General features: G+C 46.1%; 16 protein-coding genes, 1 tRNA gene and 1 pseudogene. 14 read left to right on the top strand and 4 right to left on the bottom strand.

Features of this window, described 5'->3' with window-relative positions:
• Nucleotides 1-12: 12 nt before the first annotated feature.
• Together QZW47_RS08350 and QZW47_RS08355 are read right to left on the bottom strand one after the other, a co-directional pair.
• Nucleotides 13-249: a hypothetical protein gene (locus tag QZW47_RS08350; RefSeq protein WP_293125987.1), complete on the bottom strand. Its 237-nt coding sequence runs from the start codon at nucleotides 247-249 to the stop codon at nucleotides 13-15.
• A gap of 19 nt (nucleotides 250-268) precedes the next feature.
• Complete coding sequence (locus QZW47_RS08355; RefSeq protein ID WP_293125989.1) at nucleotides 269-553, bottom strand: YggT family protein; 285 nt, start codon at nucleotides 551-553, stop codon at nucleotides 269-271.
• On the opposite strand from QZW47_RS08355, the gene QZW47_RS08360 reads away from it, so the two are divergent.
• From QZW47_RS08360 to QZW47_RS08385, 6 genes are all read left to right on the top strand, one after another.
• Nucleotides 552-782, top strand: a complete 231-nt coding sequence (locus QZW47_RS08360; RefSeq protein ID WP_293125991.1) for a hypothetical protein — start codon at nucleotides 552-554, stop codon at nucleotides 780-782. The two genes, QZW47_RS08355 and QZW47_RS08360, sit on opposite strands and share 2 nt — an antisense overlap.
• 52 nt (nucleotides 783-834) lie before the next feature.
• Complete coding sequence (locus QZW47_RS08365) at nucleotides 835-954, top strand: photosystem II reaction center X protein (protein WP_293125993.1); 120 nt, start codon at nucleotides 835-837, stop codon at nucleotides 952-954.
• 292 nt (nucleotides 955-1246) lie between these two features.
• Nucleotides 1247-2065 carry a Ycf66 family protein gene (locus tag QZW47_RS08370; RefSeq protein ID WP_293125995.1) on the top strand — a complete coding sequence of 273 codons (819 nt, stop codon included), beginning with the start codon at nucleotides 1247-1249 and terminating at the stop codon, nucleotides 2063-2065.
• 542 nt (nucleotides 2066-2607) lie between these two features.
• Nucleotides 2608-3741, top strand: coding sequence for a redoxin domain-containing protein (locus tag QZW47_RS08375; protein ID WP_293125997.1), 1134 nt, complete (start codon nucleotides 2608-2610; stop codon nucleotides 3739-3741).
• A gap of 204 nt (nucleotides 3742-3945) precedes the next feature.
• On the top strand, nucleotides 3946-5394 hold the full coding sequence (locus QZW47_RS08380) for a trypsin-like peptidase domain-containing protein (protein ID WP_293126147.1): 1449 nt from the start codon (nucleotides 3946-3948) through the stop codon (nucleotides 5392-5394).
• Between the two features lie 246 nt (nucleotides 5395-5640).
• Nucleotides 5641-6258, top strand: a complete 618-nt coding sequence (locus QZW47_RS08385) for a pre-peptidase C-terminal domain-containing protein (RefSeq protein ID WP_293125999.1) — start codon at nucleotides 5641-5643, stop codon at nucleotides 6256-6258.
• A 345-nt stretch (nucleotides 6259-6603) separates the two neighbouring features.
• On the opposite strand, the gene QZW47_RS08390 is transcribed toward QZW47_RS08385, so the two are convergent.
• A complete protein-coding gene (locus tag QZW47_RS08390; RefSeq protein ID WP_293126001.1) occupies nucleotides 6604-6795 on the bottom strand; it encodes a chlorophyll a/b-binding protein in 192 nt (63 codons plus the stop codon).
• A 93-nt stretch (nucleotides 6796-6888) separates the two neighbouring features.
• Nucleotides 6889-7905: a succinate dehydrogenase/fumarate reductase iron-sulfur subunit gene (locus QZW47_RS08395; protein ID WP_293126003.1), complete on the bottom strand. Its 1017-nt coding sequence runs from the start codon at nucleotides 7903-7905 to the stop codon at nucleotides 6889-6891.
• A gap of 240 nt (nucleotides 7906-8145) precedes the next feature.
• Between QZW47_RS08395 and QZW47_RS08400 the strand changes: the two genes are divergently transcribed.
• From QZW47_RS08400 to QZW47_RS08435, 8 genes and pseudogenes are all read left to right on the top strand, one after another.
• Entirely contained in the window at nucleotides 8146-8379 is a 234-nt protein-coding gene (locus QZW47_RS08400; protein WP_293126005.1) for a hypothetical protein, read from the top strand.
• 935 nt (nucleotides 8380-9314) lie between these two features.
• A complete protein-coding gene (gene radC, locus QZW47_RS08405; protein ID WP_293126007.1) occupies nucleotides 9315-10046 on the top strand; it encodes a DNA repair protein RadC in 732 nt (243 codons plus the stop codon).
• Between the two features lie 317 nt (nucleotides 10047-10363).
• Nucleotides 10364-10708, top strand: coding sequence for a DUF1815 family protein (locus tag QZW47_RS08410; protein ID WP_293126009.1), 345 nt, complete (start codon nucleotides 10364-10366; stop codon nucleotides 10706-10708).
• 999 nt (nucleotides 10709-11707) lie between these two features.
• The gene (locus QZW47_RS08415; protein ID WP_293126011.1) at nucleotides 11708-12187 is read left to right on the top strand and encodes a DUF4079 domain-containing protein; all 480 of its coding nucleotides are present in this window, start codon (nucleotides 11708-11710) and stop codon (nucleotides 12185-12187) included.
• 547 nt (nucleotides 12188-12734) lie between these two features.
• Nucleotides 12735-15377: a ComEC/Rec2 family competence protein gene (locus QZW47_RS08420; RefSeq protein ID WP_293126013.1), complete on the top strand. Its 2643-nt coding sequence runs from the start codon at nucleotides 12735-12737 to the stop codon at nucleotides 15375-15377.
• Between the two features lie 60 nt (nucleotides 15378-15437).
• Nucleotides 15438-15524: transfer RNA gene (locus QZW47_RS08425), tRNA-Ser, on the top strand.
• A 490-nt stretch (nucleotides 15525-16014) separates the two neighbouring features.
• A pseudogene (locus QZW47_RS08430) lies at nucleotides 16015-17152 on the top strand (transposase).
• 443 nt (nucleotides 17153-17595) lie between these two features.
• Nucleotides 17596-18969, top strand: coding sequence for an ABC transporter substrate-binding protein (locus QZW47_RS08435; protein WP_293126015.1), 1374 nt, complete (start codon nucleotides 17596-17598; stop codon nucleotides 18967-18969).
• Nucleotides 18970-19009: the final 40 nt, after the last annotated feature.

The raw sequence follows: 19009 nt of genomic DNA on the forward strand, positions 1-19009 counted from the left end.
AAAACCCGGTTTCTAGCCGGGGCGAGTGCGATCGCCAATGACAGTGGACAGTGGACAGTTGACAGTTGACAGTTGACCAATGCCCAATGCCCAATGCCCAATGCCCAATGCCCAATGCCCAATGCCCAATGCCCAATGCCCCATGCCCCATGCCCCATGCCCCATGCCCCATGCCCCATGCCCAATGCCCAATGCCCCATGCCCCATGCCCAATGCCCCATGCCCCATGCCCCATGCCCCATGCCCCATGCCCCATGCCCACTGACTCTTACATCATCATTGTGAGAATGCCTTGCTGACCGAGCATCATTTCCCGCAGCAAACTACAGATGCCGACCCAAATAATCGGTGTAATGTCCACCCCGCCGATCGGCGGTACAATCTTTCTAGTTACGGCTAAAAAAGGTTCCGTCGGCCAAGCAATCAGACTCAACGGCAGCTTGCTCAGATTCACCTCGGGATACCAAGTCAGAACGATCCGAAAAATAAATAGCAAAGTCATCAATACTAGAACAGAGCCCAGAATCCAACTTGCAACGGTAATACCAGTCATGGGTCTTATCTCAAAAATCTTAAGTTTTGTTAAGTCAGCTCTTCATAATTTTAACCGTTTCACAGGTGCGATCGAACAGAATTACCAGAAGTTTTGTGGCCACACCGCCGGGATGGAAACAGTCAAAGGGTTTGAGGGCGCGAAGCTTCGAGTTTTCCAGGGTAAACATATTGCTTCTGCGACTGCATCGATCGCAAAATCCGTTGCCGAACTTCTCCCTGAGAACTGACTGCTGATAAAATTAATAAAAATCAAATTGTTGTAACAAAGGTCTTGAATTTATGACTCCTTCACTTGCGAACTTTTTGTACAGCCTGCTGATTGGCATTTCGTTAGTAGTGATTCCAGCAACGATCGCCCTGATCTTTATCAGCCAAAAAGACAAAATCAAGCGTACCTAAAAAATCGGCGGATTTCTAAGTCCGGCGGGCGAGTCAATTTTGGCCTAAACGTCGGGCATTTCCCCGCTTGCGAAACCTCGGCTACCAGCAACTGTGAAGGCAAAACCTTCGGTTGACGGCCAAGCTGAGGTTTTTTCCCGTTAAACTCATTACTATAAGGTGCGCTTCCCTCGGATGAAAGCTTGACCGGAGGCTGCTCTGTGAAACCACAGCCGGGATAACAGACTGACCGACTTATTGATAGATGTAAAATCTAACTCGCTAACATAGGAAAGAGATAGGAGATAGGCTAATGGTCAATTTAGGATTGAACTTGAGCAGCCTGTTAGGGATCATCCTAGCAGTAGCAGGGGCAGGACTGTACTTTCTGCGATCGTGGCGTCCCAAGCTAGCCCGAGACCACGATATTTTTTTTGCAGCCGTGGGCTTGCTGTGTGGCGGTATTCTGTTATTTCAAGGATGGCGGCTTGACCCAATTCTCGCATTCGGTCAATTTTTACTCGCAGGTTCCGCGATATTTTTTGCGGCCGAAAGCATCAAACTGCGCGGAGCGACCACAGCCCAAGCTAAAAGTCGCTCTCAATACGTAGATGAAGAGCGACCTGTTAGCAACGCCTACGCTTACGACGGCTACGATAACGACTTGGACCAGATAGAACCAGAGGAAGACTACCCGCAGCGTCCCCGGATTAGAGGTAGTCAAGACAATCGTTCCTCGCGGGAAGCCTACGACGATGAGCCCCGCCGCCGTCCTTCCTCGAATCGTAACGGTAGCCCTAACACATCCCGGGAGTCGATCGATCGATCCGCGGCCTCGCGCAAACGTCCCTCCCGCCCAGAAGCCCCGCCCAGTCAGGGATATGACAACTGGGACGCTTCAGACAACCCCGAAGAAAGACCGGCCCGCAGCCGCAGCAACCGCCCCCCAGCTTCGGAAAACCGCAGTTCTGATACGCCGCCAAGAACCAAAAAAACCCGCCCTGCGGAAGCATCGAAGTCTCGCCCCAGCAACCGCGACGTAGAACCACCGCCGTCAGACTACGTGGAGTATCGACCAGTAGAATACCCGGAAGACCAACCGGATAGTTCTCCGAATTTTGACAACAAATAGGTACAAATAAGTAGGTGGGTAAAACTCAACATTTCTGGCGCCAGCAAGGCAAAAAATTAAGTTGCGTTTATTGATACCCATCTACTTATAGCCGAGTCTCAAAAAGGTGAGGTATAGGTATAGATTTTAGATTTTAGATTTTAGATTTTAGATTTTAGGATTGAGGGATTGAGATATCCATCCTGTCAATACCTCATCTTTCTGAGAACTGCTATTCTGAGATATTAGAATGTTTAAACCACTATAAAATAAGATTTTAAATGCAGCTCACTGACGTAAAATAGCAAAAAAAACTAATACTTTGAATAGATTTAGTAGTATTCCTTTAAAATAACGCTTATCAGGTTCGTAGTGAGGACTTTAGTCCTTCTTGGGATGCGGACTAAAGTCCTCACTACGAACCTGTGGGGACTTTAGTTATGATTTTTGCGGACTCGCATTCCGAACGATCGAACCTCTGCGATCGCAGAAAATACAACCTGTGCAACTAACCCAAAGTACAATAGTCTAAAATCTAAAATCTAAAATCTAAAATCAGCAATATGCCATTACTAGAAATAGGAGATCCGGCGCCTTGGTTTTCCATTCCTGCCTCCAATAACCCCTTATTTCATTTCTCGATGGCTGGCGGTCGGCGAATCGTGCTGTTTTTCTTTGCCAGCGCAGCTTTTGAACAAATCCAAACTATCCTCAAAAGCTTTCAAGAGCTTTCAGAAGAATTCAATACTTTTCAAGCAGCCCTGTTCGGAGTTAGTATTGATGCCGCAGACAAGGAACAAAATAGACCGACAACCATTGCTCCGTCACTCATCTTTTTCTGGGACTTCGACAAACAAGTCAGCCAGCAGTACGGTGTTTGCCGAGATATCGAACAAAATGGAGTTGCCGGAATTCACTATGCACCTCAAACTTTTGTTCTCAACGAAAACCTTCAGATAATTAACATTTTTCCCATGGGTGAAAGCGACAAACACGCCCAACAAGTATTAGATTTTATCAAAAGTTTGCCCCCCATTGAGCAAGCACGCCCGATTACTACTTCCCACGCCCCGGTGTTGGTAATTCCTAACGTTTTGGACGCTTCATTATGCCGCAGTTTGATCGATATGTACAAAGCTGACGGCGGCAGTCCCTCAGGTTTTATGAGGGAAATAGACGGGAAAACTGTTGGCCTTCGCGACGATAATTTCAAGAAACGTCGAGATTATTTTATTGAAGACCCAAAGTTGCAGCAGCGATTGAGTGCGATTATTATGCGAAGGGTGGCGCCGGAAGTAGAAAAAGCTTTCCAGTTTAGAATTACTCGGTTTGAACGGTATTTAATTGCTTGTTACGATGCCCCCAGAGGCGGTTATTTTCAGCCACACCGCGACAATACAAGCCAAGGTACGCTGCACCGCAGGTTTGCGATGACTTTGAACTTGAATGTGGGGGAGTATACGGGGGGATTTTTGCGGTTCCCTGAGTACGCGCCGCACGGTTATAAAGGCGATTCGGGCACGGCGATTATTTTTTCGTGTTCTCTGTTGCACGAAGCAACACCGATGCTTAGCGGTGAGCGTTTTGCTTTGCTGTCTTTTTTCTACGGCGATGAGGATGCTTTGCTGCGAAACGCTAATCTTAAGTATATCGATCGCTCCCAAGAAGATTCGAGAATTGTCGAAACTGCTGGCTGATCTTATTTTGCCAACCAAACTCTGGCCCCAGAGGTCGATCGATTTCCTCAAAATCCACCCACAGGCAAAATCTTAAAGCAATCTCAAGCTGAAAATTCTCATTACCCTTCCGCAAGTCCTAAAATAATTACAGGCCGCAGGTAGCAGTTTGCCCGAAAACCTAACTGCTACCTGCCGATAGTTAAAAAATACTAATTCACGATGATGAATTTCAAATTTCTAAGTTTAGCAGTATCGGGAATTTTAACAGTTGGGGTTGCAGCCAGTGCTGCTGCGGTTGTTAAGGTGCCCCCCGGACAGCAGGAGGCAAATTTAGCGGAATTTAACTCCGTGCCTTGGACAGGGGCGATCGCCGAAAATGCCGAAGAACAAACCAATATTCGGATTTATGAAAAAGCCAGTCCCGCAGTTGTTACCGTCGATACAGCTAAATCTAACGGTAGCGGGACAATTATCAGCCCCGACGGCATGGTTTTAACTAACGCCCACGTTGTTTCAGCAGGCGGTACCGTAAATATAATTATGTCAGACGGCAGAAAATTTGTCGCCGATGTCGTCGGATTCGGCGAAGAAGGTTTAGACTTAGCCGTGGTGAAGATTCGCGGTCAAAACAATTTGCCCACCATTCCTTTAGCCCGTCCCGGTTCTGTGAAAGTGGGACAACAAGCATTTGCGATCGGCAATCCTTTCGGCCGGTTTCAAGGTACTTTTACGATCGGAATCGTCAGCCGCATCGACGCAGCCCAGGGCTTAATTCAAACAGACGCCGCCATCAATCCCGGCAATTCAGGAGGCCCGCTGCTCAACAGTTCAGGAGAATTAATCGGCGTCAATACTTCTATTTTTACTCGCGGCCAGGGCGGAGGCAATATCGGTATCGGTTTTGCAATTGTCATAGATAAAGTGCCAGCTTTCCTGACAGCAGTGCGAGAAGGGCGAGCTCCCCGGGTGGCGCAGAGACGATCGCCCTTTGGCAACAAATTACCTCAAAAAGTGGCGTTAAACGGGCCAGCAGTCAGCGGCCAACTTACCGAAAAGTCTGGGATTCTCCCCGCAGACAACAGCTTTTTTGACCTCTACTCGTTTGAGGGCAGAGCAGGCCAGCAAATCACAATAGAAATGAAAAGTCAAGAGATTGACCCTTATTTAATTTTGATCGGGCCCAACCAGCGCGAAATCGCCCAGGATAATAACGGCGCAGGCGGTAAAAACGCCAGAATTACAGTCAGGCTGCCCGCAGACGGCACTTACACGTTACTGGCAAATTCCAACGAAGCTAGGCAGTCTGGGGCTTATACGCTAGAACTGAAAGCGAGTGCTCCTACGGCACCTTCTCGGGCGATTTTGCAAGAAGAAGGCGCTTTAGTTGCAGGCGGCCCGGTACTGCCGTCTGACAACAGCCTGTATCGCGAGTATACTTTTGAAGGTCGATCGGGTCAGTCTGTAACAATTTCCCTCGAAAGTACGGATTTCGATCCCTATGTGGCGATATTTGGCCCTAACAACCGATTGCTCGCAGAAAATGACGATGCGAGCGATTCGACTAAAAATGCGCTTCTGAGCGTTACTTTGCCCGCTACGGGTCGCTACCGCATAGTTGTCAATGCTTACGATGCTTCAGGTCGGGGTCGTTATACCTTAAATGTCCGTTGAAAATAGGTAATTGGTAATCATTAATTGGGAATAGGTAATAGGTAATCGGTAATTGGTAATTGGTAATCGATCGATTTTTTACTTCCTTATTTCCGATTGCTTCTTCCTTCGGTCAACTCTCAACTCAACGACCGGCTTTCTTCCTTCTTCCTTCTTCCTTCTTCCTTCTTCCTTCTTCCTTCGGTCAACTGTCAACTGTCAACTGTCAATTGTCTACTCTTCCTTCCTTGCAAATCGAGGTAATTCATGCGTCAAATTAGATTTTGGGCGATCGCGCCAATTGCTCTACTAGCTAATTTTTATGGCAATCCGACTCTTTCGGTGCCGGTGTCAAATTCAAGTCGAGTGACTAACAGCAGTTCCACAATCGTTTCAGCAGAATTTCCTCAAAAATCAACTCATGCGAGTCATGCAGGCAAGGCTGCTTTAGCTCAAGCCAGCCCAACTCCGTCCACATCTCCAAAGCCCTCGCCAACTCAGACGCCAAATGTACCCAGCCCGAGTCCTGCTGGGGGTTCGTCAAAGGTTATTTTAGAGCAAAAGGGAGAACTCAGCCCTGCTAAATCTTCTGTACTGCCATCTGACAGCAGTTTGTACGACGAGTATACGTTTGAAGGTACTCAGGGTCAGAAAGTGGTTATTACTGTAGAAAGTACCGAGTTTGATACCTATCTCGCTATTTTCAACTCCCAGGCAGAACTGCTAGCAGAAAATGACGATATCACACAGCAAAATTCCAATTCTGAGATTACTCTTACCTTATCTGCGAGCGGTCGCTACCGCGTTATTGTCAATGCTTACGAGCCACCTCCAAAAGGTAGAGGTAAGTATACTTTGACCGTCCGCGAAGCAGCGGGTAATTAATTGGCTGGAAATTGAGTATTTCTGTCAATGATTCTTAACGTGACGGCTAGCTTGCCAAGACTCATAGAATTTAAAATATTCGATGAAGCATGGCTGATGATATCCGAATACCGTTGGGTTAAGGTTTTTTTATCCGCAGCGAGGAACGCTCTTTGAAGCGTTCTTTTATGAAAGCAATCTTCTCTTCGTTTCTATTGGAGTAATGAATAGTCAGATTTTAATTTATACCTAAAAGGAGAGGTTTTCAACCAATTCTTTCTGGTCATAAAAAGGTTTGTAGCAAACAATGCAAATGGTTATTTTGCTGGACTCGCATTCCTGACTACAAACCTTTTTTATGTCAAATTAAGGCAGACCCAGCCAGGTTAAAAAATTTTGGCTGGTGAAGAATTCTAGCAGCAAAAGTGCCACAAATCCCACCATGGCAAATCGTCCATTAATTCTTTCGGCATAGGCATTCCAGCCAAAGGCTGGTTCTGCTTGTGTTGGCGTATTTGGGGCTGTCGGTTTTGGGGAGGGAGGAGTTTTAGCAGTCATTTAAATGTTTTGAGTTTTGAGTTTTGAGTAAGGGTTTTTGGGAAGCTTGACGATCGCACAACTTGTAATTTACCGGAAAATGACCGCAGCTCGCTAATCTGCTGACTTTTCTAAAGTTTGCACCGATTCAATCAGATTCCGCACAGTTTCGGTACCTTCTGAAGGCTCAAAAAACAGCGGGAATTTGCCGCGAGCGATCATTCTCAAACCCAACGGGCCCAGACTCAGCAAACCTTGAACGTCGCGAAAGTAGTTTCCGACTACTTCGATGCCAAATTTGCGCTCGTCTATCCAGCCGCCTTCTTTGACGAGCTCGATCAAGACTTTGCGGTGGCGGATCGATCGACTGGCTTGTTCGTCTTTGCGATCGAGAATCTCCTGTTTAATCTTACCAATTTGATCCATCGGCGCCACCTCCATCGGACAAACCGAGTTGCAGTAGTAACAGCGGGTGCATCCCCAGACGCCTGCGGTTCCTTCGTTGTATTTTTCCAGGCGATTTTCGGTTTCGCCGTCGCGGGAATCGGCGATCGTGCGGTAAGCTTTGGCGAGGGCGTGGGGGCCGACAAATTCCGGATTCACCTCCCGGGCGTTGCACTCAGAATAGCACGCGCCGCAGAGGATGCAGTTGCCGGTTTGGTCGAGTTTCGATCGCTCTTCGGGAGTTTGGAGAAATTCGCGCTCTGGAATTGCTCGCGAGGCCGTGCTAACATAGGGTTCCACAGCTTCTAGGTTGTCCCAAAAACTGGTCATGTCAACCACCAAATCTTTAATTACCGGCATATTTCCCATTGGGGCGACGGTAATTTCTGGAATCAAATCAGCAGGCTGTTCTGCTGAACTAAAATTCGCTATTTTTGCCAATCTTGCGAGTTCGCTACCGACATTTTCTTTGCAAGCTAAGGCGGAGCGTCCGTTAATTCGCATCGAACAACTGCCACAAATTGTATTGCGGCAATTTTTGCGAAAAGCTAAAGTACCGTCCTGTTCCCACTTGATACTGTTGAGGCAGTCTAGGATAGTATTGCTCTCATCCACGTCTAGGGTGTAAGCGTGAACGCGGGGAGCCTCGTTTTGATTTTGGCGGACTACGTTAAAGCGGACTTGCATATTTTGAGTAAAGAATTTAATTTCTATTTTAAGCTAGATTTTATAGCCTCCCCAAAATACATTATTTTTTTTAACAACTAGCTAAAGTATGAGATTTAAGCAGCTTTATTATTGTTTTATAAGCAGCAATAATCCTCAGGTTATAAATCATCGACTGCAACTTTTTTTCAGCGGATTTTTAGCGTTTTAATGGGATAAACAGGTAATCGATCGGTGCAGTTCGCGAGTCGGAGGTGCTTGATGTCCAGCTTGTTTGTCTTAACTTTCATGTTTTCAACTCCAGCCTTTTGTCTCGGTATTGTCAATCCTCAATGGGTGGGACTGAAAACTCGCAAGCTATCTGTGGCTTTCTACGGCGTTTTGATGGTGGCTTCGTTTGTATTGGTTGGCGTGCGCTCACCTCAACCGTCGCAGCCTGCTGCCTCGCTGCTGACCTCGACAAAATGGTCACAATCTACGGTAAGCGCACCTTAGCGCTAAACATAGCTGGGCCTGCACCTCACTTTTGTGGCAACATTACGAGGAATTTTACCAGGACTTACGCCCGCTTGGGAGAAGAAAGATTGTTTTTTACAGAAAATACTTGCTTTTAGCGATCGAGTACAGTTAAATAATCGGTTTATAGGGGTGGCGAGTGCATTCAATACTATCGGAAAAAATTGTAGGTTGAGTAACTATAATTATACTTGGCAACCGGGTTGATGAGCGTCGGATGTCTAGCTTGCTATTTACTTTGTAAATTAGATAGACAAGATTGCAAAAATATCTGGGACGGGCAAGATGCCCATCCCACAAAAAATTTTTTCTCTTGTGGGATGGGCATCTTGCCCGTCCTAAAATTTGATTAAAAGGATTTTTGCAATCTTGTCTATTATAGGCATTTGTGAGTTTGCCGCTCGACAAGGAAGTTAACTTCTCATGACTTATCCACAGCCATTAAATAAACGGGTTTTTGCAACAGATAGCCCTGGCGCTCCCGGTCGTATTTGGCTTAAAAAAATAGGTTTCTGCGTCTGAGACTACTTGTCTTTTTTACTGTTAAAGGTGGCTATGTTTAATTTTTTGATGTTAAGCTTTCTCTTCTCGATTCCTGCTTGATTTCTGGGCATTGTTAAAGCGATCTACAATTCTGCTAAACCCAAGGTTAAAACAATCGATTTTCCGAGTTGCGTTAACTCGGATTGCTACTGTTCTGACACGACTCAAGCCCAAGCGCAGCAAGTGTTAGAGTCATATGCGGGCGATACGTTTGAACTCGATGTCGATCGAATAGCGATACGCTGCGCTAGATTTGCGCGCCCAAAGCCTCAGCTAACGCTTTGGCTGTTTTGGGTGATCGTACTGATTTGAATGGGGAAATCGATCGGCTAAAATCATCTAGTTGTTGAGCTTGTGGTGCGGGTGCAGCTATGACTTACAGCTTGAGAATTGTCGATTTGCCAACTAGCGAACGGCCGCGGGAACGGCTGATGGCGGGCGGCCCGAAAAGTTTGGCGACTGCGGAATTGATTGCAATTTTGCTCGGTACCGGTCAGGGCCCAGGGAAACTTTCGGCCGTCGGACTCGGACAGTATATTTTAAATCAGTTGAGCTTGCATTCCCGTGACCCTCTGGCCGTGCTTCGCAGCATTAGCGTGCAGGAGTTGACACAGATTCACGGGATCGGCCCGGCGAAGGCTACTTCGATTTTGGCTGCGGTGGAGTTGGGTAAACGGGTATTTCAGTCGCGGCCGCCGGAAATGGCCGTGGTTGACTCTCCACAATCGGCTGCGGATGCTCTGAGTCAGGATTTGATGTGGCAGTCTCAGGAACACTTTGCTGTGGTGCTGCTGGATGTGAAAAATCGGCTGCTGGGAACTCAGGTAATTACGATCGGCACCGCTACGGAAACTTTAGCTCATCCCAGGGATATTTTTCGGGAGGTAATCCGCCAGGGAGCGACGCGGGCGATTATCTCGCACAATCACCCCTCGGGGAATGTCGAGCCGAGCCCTGAGGATATTGCTTTGACGCGGCAGTTGTTGGCCGGAGCGCAGTTTTTGTCGATTCCGCTGCTGGATCACTTGATTTTGGGAAATGGCGATTTTCGGAGCTTGCGGCAGACTACAACGCTTTGGGATGAGTATCCCCAGGGCGATTGAACTTTTATACTTAACTATATCGATTGCTATCATTAGTTATTTGTATCTGTGGGCTGTGCGAGGGCTGAATCAGCCGTCACAGCAGGCGAATTTTTCGCCTAGAGTCCCGCGCGACAAAGTGTTGTGGCTGAATGTCGCTGCTGATACTTAGTTTCGATCGCAACTCGGTTAATCTAGTATAAGTAGGCTGAAGAGGTCGCTAATTCGATTTTTTTTAAGCATACTAAACATATACTGAACCAACACCTAAAAGCCCAATGCTTAAGAAATTATTAAATTGGGTGTAAAATACACGGTGTGGTGATAGGAGGATAACTGTGTTTCTGAGACTTGCAGAACAACACCGTAAATTCGTCCAAGATTTGGTAATGAACCTCCAAGCTTTGGCGATCGTGCTAGAGCGTCGGGGTTATCTGGCATCCTGCTACACTTGCGGGGGTCAGATGAACAGTGCCTCATTTATGGTCAGTTTGACGGACAACCATCTGATTCGATTTTTAGTGTCAGATTACGGTATCACTTGGACTGAGATGCGGGACGACCGCGAACTGATGAAACTCGAAGGTGCAGAAGCGATTAGTCAGTTACAAGAACTGGCAAATCTCGTAAAGTACCAGATCCAACCTTCGGAAGCTACTTTGGCGCCGGCGCAGCGAGTTTAGCGATGGCGCGGTTCCGAGGCAAGTAAAGCGTGAAGTCGGTGGCAAGCCTGCGACAACCCAATCCCCAGCGAGTTAGTTGAGAGGAACAGGTTGCCCAGCGATGGCAGCCCAACAAACAAGGGTGCTTTCGGGGTGCCCTCAGACATTCAGTTTCGTCCTCAGTCGATCGAAGTCTGCCAGGGCCGACAGCAGTCACGCTATTCATAGCGCGCGCTCTCAATGGCGCTTTTAACAATCTGTTAAAGGCTTTGACAGATACCTCCACATCTGACATGAGAGTTTCATTTCAGATGGTGCCACAAACGGAAAACTCCGGCATCAGCCAGATTTTTGAGGATTAAAGGTATCTGCGTACTTGATGCAGGAAATGTCAAACTTGGAACCTCTAGTTTTTTTGGCAGAATTTAATTCTCCCTTAAGAGCGATTCGCAAAACGTAGAAGTGCTAATGTTCGTCGCCTGCGATGTTAATTTCTCACTTTGACCTTCCAAAGTCAAGACCTTAAAATTAACTTTAAGCAGGCAGGTAAAATTTAACATCCAGAGTGAGGATGAGGCTGTGAAGATTGGGCGAAAAGCCGCCCCGGGGTGTGATGTGCAGGCGAATTGCTTTTATTTTTGCTTTTCGATTTAGCTGATAAGGCTCACAATTAACTTGAAACAGCTTCACTGCTGTAACAATCTCACAGCCGGCTTTAGCCGGCTAAGTTTTGTCTAAATCTAAGCTTCTGCATCATGTTTGGCTGGGATCGCAGAAGTCACTCGTCATCAGTCATCAGTCATCAGTCATCAGTCATTCGTCATTCGTCATCAGTCAGAAGCAATAAAAGCTGATTTGTCAGCAATTCGAGAACGTCCTCACCTTCGGACGCCGTTGCTATATCGTTAAACGGTAAACGGTTTTTTGAAGCGGGCGATCGCACTTGCAATACTCATAATTTTATAATATTTTAAGAATTAGTCCGAAAAATTTTATCGCCTAGGTTGGAATCAAAATCAAATGGTAAATGTAAGCGAACTTCTAGAACCCATCGCCAGCCAATTTCGCAGTCTGGGAATTCCAGAACCAATTACCCATTGGGGACATCCTGTCATGATGGGGATTGTGGTGGTGGCGATGGGCAGTTTCGTCGGGTATACGGGATGGCAGGGACGTTTGGCTGCCGATAAGGATGTCGCGCTCAAAAGTCGCGCGGATCACCGCAAGCTAGCACCGTGGATGTTTCTGTTTCTAGCTTTGGGCTATACTGGCGGCTTGCTGTCGCTGGTAATGCAGCACAAACCTGTGATGGAAAGCCCGCACTTTTGGACAGGTTCGGGAGTGCTGGTGTTGCTGGCTGCTGGTAGCTTGATTTCACTGACGGGTTTTGGAGGCAATAAGCTAGCACTGCGCGCGGTTCATGCTTATTTGGGGACGACTGCCCTAGCACTTATGGTGCTGCACGCGGCTTTCGGTTTAAAATTGGGTTTGTCGATTTAACGTAGTATCGGTATTTTGTCATTCAGATCAGCTCCGATCTCCCTTAACCCCCCTTAAAAAAAGGGGGGACAAGAGAATCAGAGTATCTCTTAAAAAAAGGCAGGACTGGAGCGATGAAAGTCAACCCCCTACTCCCCTTGTTTAGGCTAATTTAAGGGCATAGAGACCAAAAAATAAACCTAAATAAGTCTGATATTCAGCTTAAATGGTTCCGTTTTGAAAAATCAAAAAAACTATATGTTTCAGAGCAAGACTTGGCTAAGTTTAGCAACTACCAAGACCGTGAGGACGTTATTTTGCAGAAAAACTTGCTTTTATTCATTCTGGCAAATGACAAATGACAAATGACGGTTGAACGTTCGATCGCGGGGACAGCACGCTTCTGACAAATGACCAATGACAAATGAGCAATGACCAATGACAAATGACAAATGACCAATGACCAATGAGAAATGACAATGACAAATGACAAATGACCCATGACCCATGACAAATGACAAATGACCCATGACCCATGACAAATGACAAATGACTTATTTTATAATTAATGAATCAAGCAACGGGTGTCATTTTCTGTATTGCATACATTTTGGGATTGCTTTCTACAGGAGTTTCTTGGGGTAGATACGGGATACTTGCTTTAGGAATAGCGATCGCAGTCGTCATGCCTAAATTGTTGTTAAAGTATACAAGAAATTTTCTCAAAACCACTAAGAAAAGACGCAGCAGAACCAAAGAAAATGCTCTGGAAGAACCCTTAGAGATGAGGGAAGAATTGAGTTTGCTCTCAATGCTGCCGAGAGCAAAATGGGTGTGGGCTGTGGCTGGTTTGGTGGCATTTCTGGCTAGCGTGTATTTTGCAGTACGATCGCCCCAACCGGCAATGAATGACATCAGCAAACTGATTCCCGTTGGCGGAAATACTCAGGAAGTGGCGGTGACAGTTCGCGGTAGGCTTGCGAGTACGCCCCGATTGACTCGCAGCGGACGATCGCAATTTTGGCTAGACACAGATGTAGTTAGCCAAATCAACGGTAGCGAAGGAGGAGTAGTCGTCAACCGCCCAGTATCCGGCAAACTCTACGTTACAGTACCCATTTTGCAAGCAACGGGTTTGTATGCCGACAATACGATCGCAGTTGTGGGCTCGTTGTACAAACCGCAACCGCCCTCAAATCCGGGGGCTTTCGATTTTCAAGCATATCTAGCGAGAGAAGGAGCTTTTGCAGGGATCAAAGGGCGTCAGATTGACTGGAAGAGAGAAAATGCGATCGCGGATGTCAACCGACTTAACAGCAACACGGCTGCTTTTTGGGAGTCAACCGGGATGCAGCCGTCGCCAATTCAAGCGATGCGGATGCGGATCGTGCGATCGCAACTATCGCAGTTGAATATTCTCGAAGGGTCGTTGATCGCTGCGATCGCCCTAGGCAAGCAAGCAGTTGATTTACCTTACAACATCCGCGACTCTTTTGTGCAAGCTGGACTCGCCCACGCGATCGCAGCTTCCGGCACTCAAGTCTCGATGGTTTTGGGTTTGGTTTTAGCTTTAACCAGGCGTTTATCCAAACAATTACAATTTGGTTTTGGCGTCGGTGCTTTATTTTTGCTAGTGGGATTAACAGGCTTTGAAGCTTCAATCTGCCGCGCCGCTTTGATGGGATTTGGCACACTATTTGCTTTGCTGCTGAGCCGCGAAGTTAAGCCGCTGGGATTGCTGTTAATTGCTGCAACTGTTTTACTGCTGGTTAACCCTTTATGGATTTGGGATTTAGGTTTTCAACTGAGTTTTTTGGCGACTTTAGGATTAGTGGTGACAGTGCCGCCGCTGATGGCAAAGTTGGATTGGATGCCTCCGGCGATCGCTTCGATTGTGGTGGTTCCGATCGCCGCTTCTGTTTGGGTGCTGCCGCTGCTACTTTATGTTTTTAGCGTAATATCACCTTACAGTATTTTAGTCAATATTATTGCCGCTCCTTTGCTATGGATTTTGAGTATTGGGGGGATGGTTAGCGCTTTAGCGGGATTGATTTTTCCGCCGGCTGGCAGTATGTTAGCGCAACTGCTGGATTATCCGGCGAAGGGGTTAATTGCGATCGCTCAATATTTCTCGCAATTGCCCGGTAATTCGGTAGCTGTCGGCGAAGTATCGGTGTTTCAACTAATCGCGCTTTACAGTTTAATTTGCTGGGTTTGGCTGGGAAGAAGCAAGAAGGAAGAAGGAAGAGGGAAGAGGGAAGAAGGAAGTTCGGCAACGGATTGTGTAACGGATGTAACGGATGGAAGAAAGGCAGAAAAAAGAGGGAAGAGGGAAGAAAGAAAAGGGAAAAATCAGGGAAAGGGGAGAGGGAAGCAGGGTAAAAGTCGAGTTTTTGCGCTGCGGATTTCTGCGGCTTGGATTTTACCGCTGGCACTTGTGGCGGGAATTGGTATCATAGTTTTGCCTGCTTGGCACGTTCAATCATCTTTGTTTCAAGTTACTTTGCTGGCGACATCTGGCGAACCTGTTTTGGTAATTCAAGATCGGGGAAAAGTGGCGCTAATTAATAGCGGTGATGAAAATACGGTGAGGTTTACGGTGTTGCCTTTTTTGCAGCAGCAAGGAGTTAATTCTGTGAATTTTGCGATCGCCACTCACGGCCACTTAGGTTTGAGCGGTGGTTGGGGAAAATTACTAGAACGCTTGCCAATTGAAACATTTTATGATAACAAAGCTCCCAAACAAATTCACCGCGGTAGCGATCGGGAATTCATCACGGCGGTGGAATCTCGCCAAGGTGTTTACTTTCCTTTAGAAACAAACGGTAGAGTTAATCTGGGTTCGGCGCAGTTGCAGTTGGTGAATGCAGAGATGCCGGTGGTAGAATTGCTTGCGGGCGATCGAACTTGGTTGCTCCTCGGTGAAATGACACCAGAAGCCCAAAAAAAATTAGCAGCAACAGGAACATTGAAGCCGGCTCAAGTGCTATGGTGGTCGGGAACAACCCTCACAGCCGAGTTATTGGGCGCAGTGGGGCCGCAAGTGGCGATCGCCTCTGCCGACGAAATCGACCCTGAAACAGCAGCCCTACTGCACCAAAGCAAAACCCAGATTTTCTGGACAGGGCGCGACGGAGCTCTCCAGTGGACGCCAGCAGGGGGATTTAAGACGACTCTGGAATCCGAAGAAAATCAAACTTCTTTTCTCTAAGGATTTACAATGTGGCGCACCGTGCGGTAAGATACTTTTAGCTCGCATCTTAAGTCAATTGGAGAGGTGGCAGAGCGGTTGAATGCGGTAAACTCGAAATTTACTTTAGGGGTGACTCTAACGTGGGTTCAAATCCCACCCTCTCCGTACATCTAAACATCAATAGGTTTTAGATTTTAGATTTTAGATTTATTCGACAGATGAATCTGGGATTTTGAACTTTAGTCTAAGATTTATCGATATCTACGAATCCTGTCGGAGGCTTGCTTCGCTTTTTTGGCGGGATTGAATGCCAAGCGCGTACCTGATTAACTTAGGTGCGTGCTTTATGCAAGCTTGTAGGGCAGCTTATTGATGCTGGGAAAGATCGATCGCCCAAATCCTGTTTTAGGTCATATATAGAGCGTTACACAACAATTTTATCATGTCTCAAGAGAACGATCGCAAACAATAGGTTTGATGGTTAAGGCTTTAACCCCCATAATTCGAGGACTACAGTCCGAACCATCAAACAGGTTTAACTACCAAAAAAATGGGGTTAGAGCCTCCCCGTTCACGGGGACTTTCTCCATATTTATGAAGAGAGTCGAACATTCCTATGATAAGTATGCTATCATAGGAACGGGAGGAATAAAAAATGCTCGTTCTCGAATTCAAGGCTTACGCAAAACCAAACCAGTTTCAGGCAATTGATGAAGCGATTAGAATTTGTCAATTCATTCGCAACAAATCAATTCGACTGTGGATGGATGGTGGGGCTAAATCTTGGTTCGATCTTTCCAAATACTGTGCGATTTGGGAAGAGAGAGTTTGACTTTGCAAATAAGTTAGGCGCGATGGCTCGACAAGCTAGCGCGGAAAGAGCATGGGCTAGTATTTCTCGGTTTTACGATCATGTCAAAAAAGGCATTAAAGGTAAAAGAGTTGGGTTTCCAAAATTCCAAAAAGACTGTCGCTCTGTTGAATACAAAACTAACTCTTGGAAGCTAAAAGAAGACAGAAAGTCAATCACCTTTACCGATAAATGTGGAATTGGCAGGCTGAAGCTAAAAGGTACGAGGGATCTTAATTTCTATCAACCAGACCAGATTAAGCGGGTGCGATTGGTAAAGAGAGCAGATGGGTATTATGTTCAGTTCTGCGTTCAAGTAGACCGAGTAGAAACTATTTCAATTACAGGAAAAACGATTGGATTGGATGTTGGATTAAAAGAATTTAACACCGATTCAAATGGCGAGATGGTTCCCAATCCTAGATTTCTGCGTAGAGGTGAAGCACGGTTAAAGCGTGCCCAACGTCTTGTAAGTCGGAAGGTCAAAGGTGGTCTAAATCGCCGCAAAGCTAGAGTGATTTTAGGTAAGCGACATCTCAAAATAAGTAGACAGCGTAAAGACCATGCTATCAAATTGGCAAGGTGCGTAATCACATCAAACGATGTAGTAGTTTACGAAGATTTGAGAGTGTCTAACATGGTTAAAAATCACTGTTTAGCCAAGTCTATTAGCGATGCTTCTTGGTACCAATTCCGAGTGTTCTTAGAATATTTCGGCAAAGTATTTGGTCGGATTACTATTGCGGTAAATGCTGCTTACACCAGCCAAGAATGCAGCAATTGCGGTGAAGTCGTTAAAAAGTCCTTATCCACTCGAACTCACGCATGTAAATGTGGATGCGAAATGGATAGAGATCATAACGCCGCAATTAATATCCTCAATCGCGGGATAGGTACGACGGGGCACGTCGGAACCTCTGTACTCGATACAGTAAACGCTTAGGGAGATTGGATCTCTGGGTTAGGTGTGGTAACACTCTTAATTTAAGTCCGGTCTATGATCTAAGAATCCTCGTCGCTTGACTCGCGAGGAGTGTCAAGGTAATATAGCAGTTATTCTATTATTCATTGGAACAAATATGCCCTAGATGACTTTTATGAAATTAATAATATGAGTTTTATGACTATATTCAATGAATTTATGAATTGACTTTAAATAATTTTTTATTGACAATCAATACAGGAACTGACGGCAGCACAAAGCAACTGTCACCCAAATATAGCAGCTAATATCCTGCTTCCTGCTTCCGAGCAATCAAACATATCTAGATGTTCCTACAGGTTAAAAACGGCACATTCCTGGTTGTTCAAGAATTTATTATACTTGACTTGGGAATGGTGAGGTATAAAAACCTTGACAAAATATTTCACTTAGGAGAACTAATCATGTCTCAAAAATTTAAAAAAATTAAACGCCCGCCGCCAATTGTTTTTATTGCACTTCCTTTGATTGCTTGGGGTGCATTTACATTTATTCCAGATATCTTCAAGACTACAAATCGAGGTACATCCGCTTCTGGCAATAGTCGCCTCAGTTTGGGAGATAAAATATTGGTGCAATCGCAAACAACAACAGGAAAAAAAGCAGGCGTCAAAGCTTTTGCTGAGGGGAATTACAAAGAAGCTGTCAAAAATTTTCAGGCATCGCTGCAAGAAAATCGCAACGATCCAGAAACAGTAATTTATTTGAACAATGCCAAAGTAAACAATGATAATCCTCTAAAAATTGCCGTCAGTGTTCCCATTGGAACGAACCCGAATGTAGCGCAAGAAATGCTCCGAGGAGTTGCCCAAGCTCAAGAGGAAGTTAATGCTGCGGGAGGAATTAATGGTGCGGGTTTGCAAGTTTTGATTGCGAATGACGATAATAGTCCAGATGTTGCCAAAGAAGTTGCAACCGAATTAGTAAATGACCAGAAAATTTTAGCAGTAGTCGGACACAATGCTAGCAATGCTTCTTTAGCTGCTGCTCCCACCTATCAAGAAAAAAAACTGGTGATGGTGACGCCAACTAGCTTTGCTAACAATTTATCAGGTTTTGGCAGCTACATTTTTCGGACAGTCCCCGCTATTCAATCGATGGCGGCTCCTTTAGCAGAATATATGGTTAATAAAGCTGGCAAAACTAATGTTGCTATTTGCTATGACTCTCAAGCTCCTGATAATGTATCGTTTAAGGATGAATTTGTTTCGTCGTTTTCGGCTTTGGGTGGCAAGGTAGTGCCTACGGTTTGTGACTTTTCAACGCCGACTTTTAATTCGAGCACTAGCGTTGCTGATGCTCTTAGCAAAGGTGCACAAGCGTTAATGGTAGCGCCTTTTATCGATCGCATCGATCGCGCGATCGACCTAGCCCGCGTCAACAAAAGCCAATTAGCGCTCTACGGCAGCACTACGCTGTACACCTTTCAAACGGTAAAAGAAGGGCAGAAAGACGTTGACGGGCTGATTTTGTCGGTTCCGTGGCATCCTGACAGCAATCCCAACAACCCATTTTCTAAGAATGCGAGTCAGCGGTGGGGAGGTGTCGTGAATTGGCGAACCGCCACGAGTTTTGACGCGACTAAAGCTATTATCAGCGGTTTGCAGCGCAGCAATACGCGATTCGGATTGCAACAAGCACTCAGAAATCCGAATTTTGTTACCTCCGGTGCGGGTGAAGATGTGAAATTTTTGCCAACGGGCGATCGATGGAACAAACCGATTTTAGTAAAAGTTCAGCGCCAAGGCAACGATTACAGGTTTGTGGCGCTGCCTTGATGAGGGGACACAAGAGGGAGTCTCGGACAAATTGAATTCT

This window comes from Microcoleus sp. bin38.metabat.b11b12b14.051, assembly GCF_013299165.1.
Classification (GTDB): Bacteria; Cyanobacteriota; Cyanobacteriia; order Cyanobacteriales; family Microcoleaceae; genus Microcoleus.

Coding starts and splice junctions, on each gene's coding strand:
- QZW47_RS08350 (WP_293125987.1), bottom strand. CDS start 249: ATGGGGCATGGGGCATGGGGCATGGGGCATGGGGCATTGGGCATGGGG.
- QZW47_RS08360 (WP_293125991.1), top strand. CDS start 552: ATGGGTCTTATCTCAAAAATCTTAAGTTTTGTTAAGTCAGCTCTTCAT.
- QZW47_RS08355 (WP_293125989.1), bottom strand. CDS start 553: ATGACTGGTATTACCGTTGCAAGTTGGATTCTGGGCTCTGTTCTAGTA.
- QZW47_RS08365 (WP_293125993.1), top strand. CDS start 835: ATGACTCCTTCACTTGCGAACTTTTTGTACAGCCTGCTGATTGGCATT.
- QZW47_RS08370 (WP_293125995.1), top strand. CDS start 1,247: ATGGTCAATTTAGGATTGAACTTGAGCAGCCTGTTAGGGATCATCCTA.
- QZW47_RS08375 (WP_293125997.1), top strand. CDS start 2,608: ATGCCATTACTAGAAATAGGAGATCCGGCGCCTTGGTTTTCCATTCCT.
- QZW47_RS08380 (WP_293126147.1), top strand. CDS start 3,946: ATGAATTTCAAATTTCTAAGTTTAGCAGTATCGGGAATTTTAACAGTT.
- QZW47_RS08385 (WP_293125999.1), top strand. CDS start 5,641: ATGCGTCAAATTAGATTTTGGGCGATCGCGCCAATTGCTCTACTAGCT.
- QZW47_RS08390 (WP_293126001.1), bottom strand. CDS start 6,795: ATGACTGCTAAAACTCCTCCCTCCCCAAAACCGACAGCCCCAAATACG.
- QZW47_RS08395 (WP_293126003.1), bottom strand. CDS start 7,905: ATGCAAGTCCGCTTTAACGTAGTCCGCCAAAATCAAAACGAGGCTCCC.
- QZW47_RS08400 (WP_293126005.1), top strand. CDS start 8,146: ATGTCCAGCTTGTTTGTCTTAACTTTCATGTTTTCAACTCCAGCCTTT.
- radC (WP_293126007.1), top strand. CDS start 9,315: ATGACTTACAGCTTGAGAATTGTCGATTTGCCAACTAGCGAACGGCCG.
- QZW47_RS08415 (WP_293126011.1), top strand. CDS start 11,708: ATGGTAAATGTAAGCGAACTTCTAGAACCCATCGCCAGCCAATTTCGC.
- QZW47_RS08420 (WP_293126013.1), top strand. CDS start 12,735: ATGAATCAAGCAACGGGTGTCATTTTCTGTATTGCATACATTTTGGGA.
- QZW47_RS08435 (WP_293126015.1), top strand. CDS start 17,596: ATGTCTCAAAAATTTAAAAAAATTAAACGCCCGCCGCCAATTGTTTTT.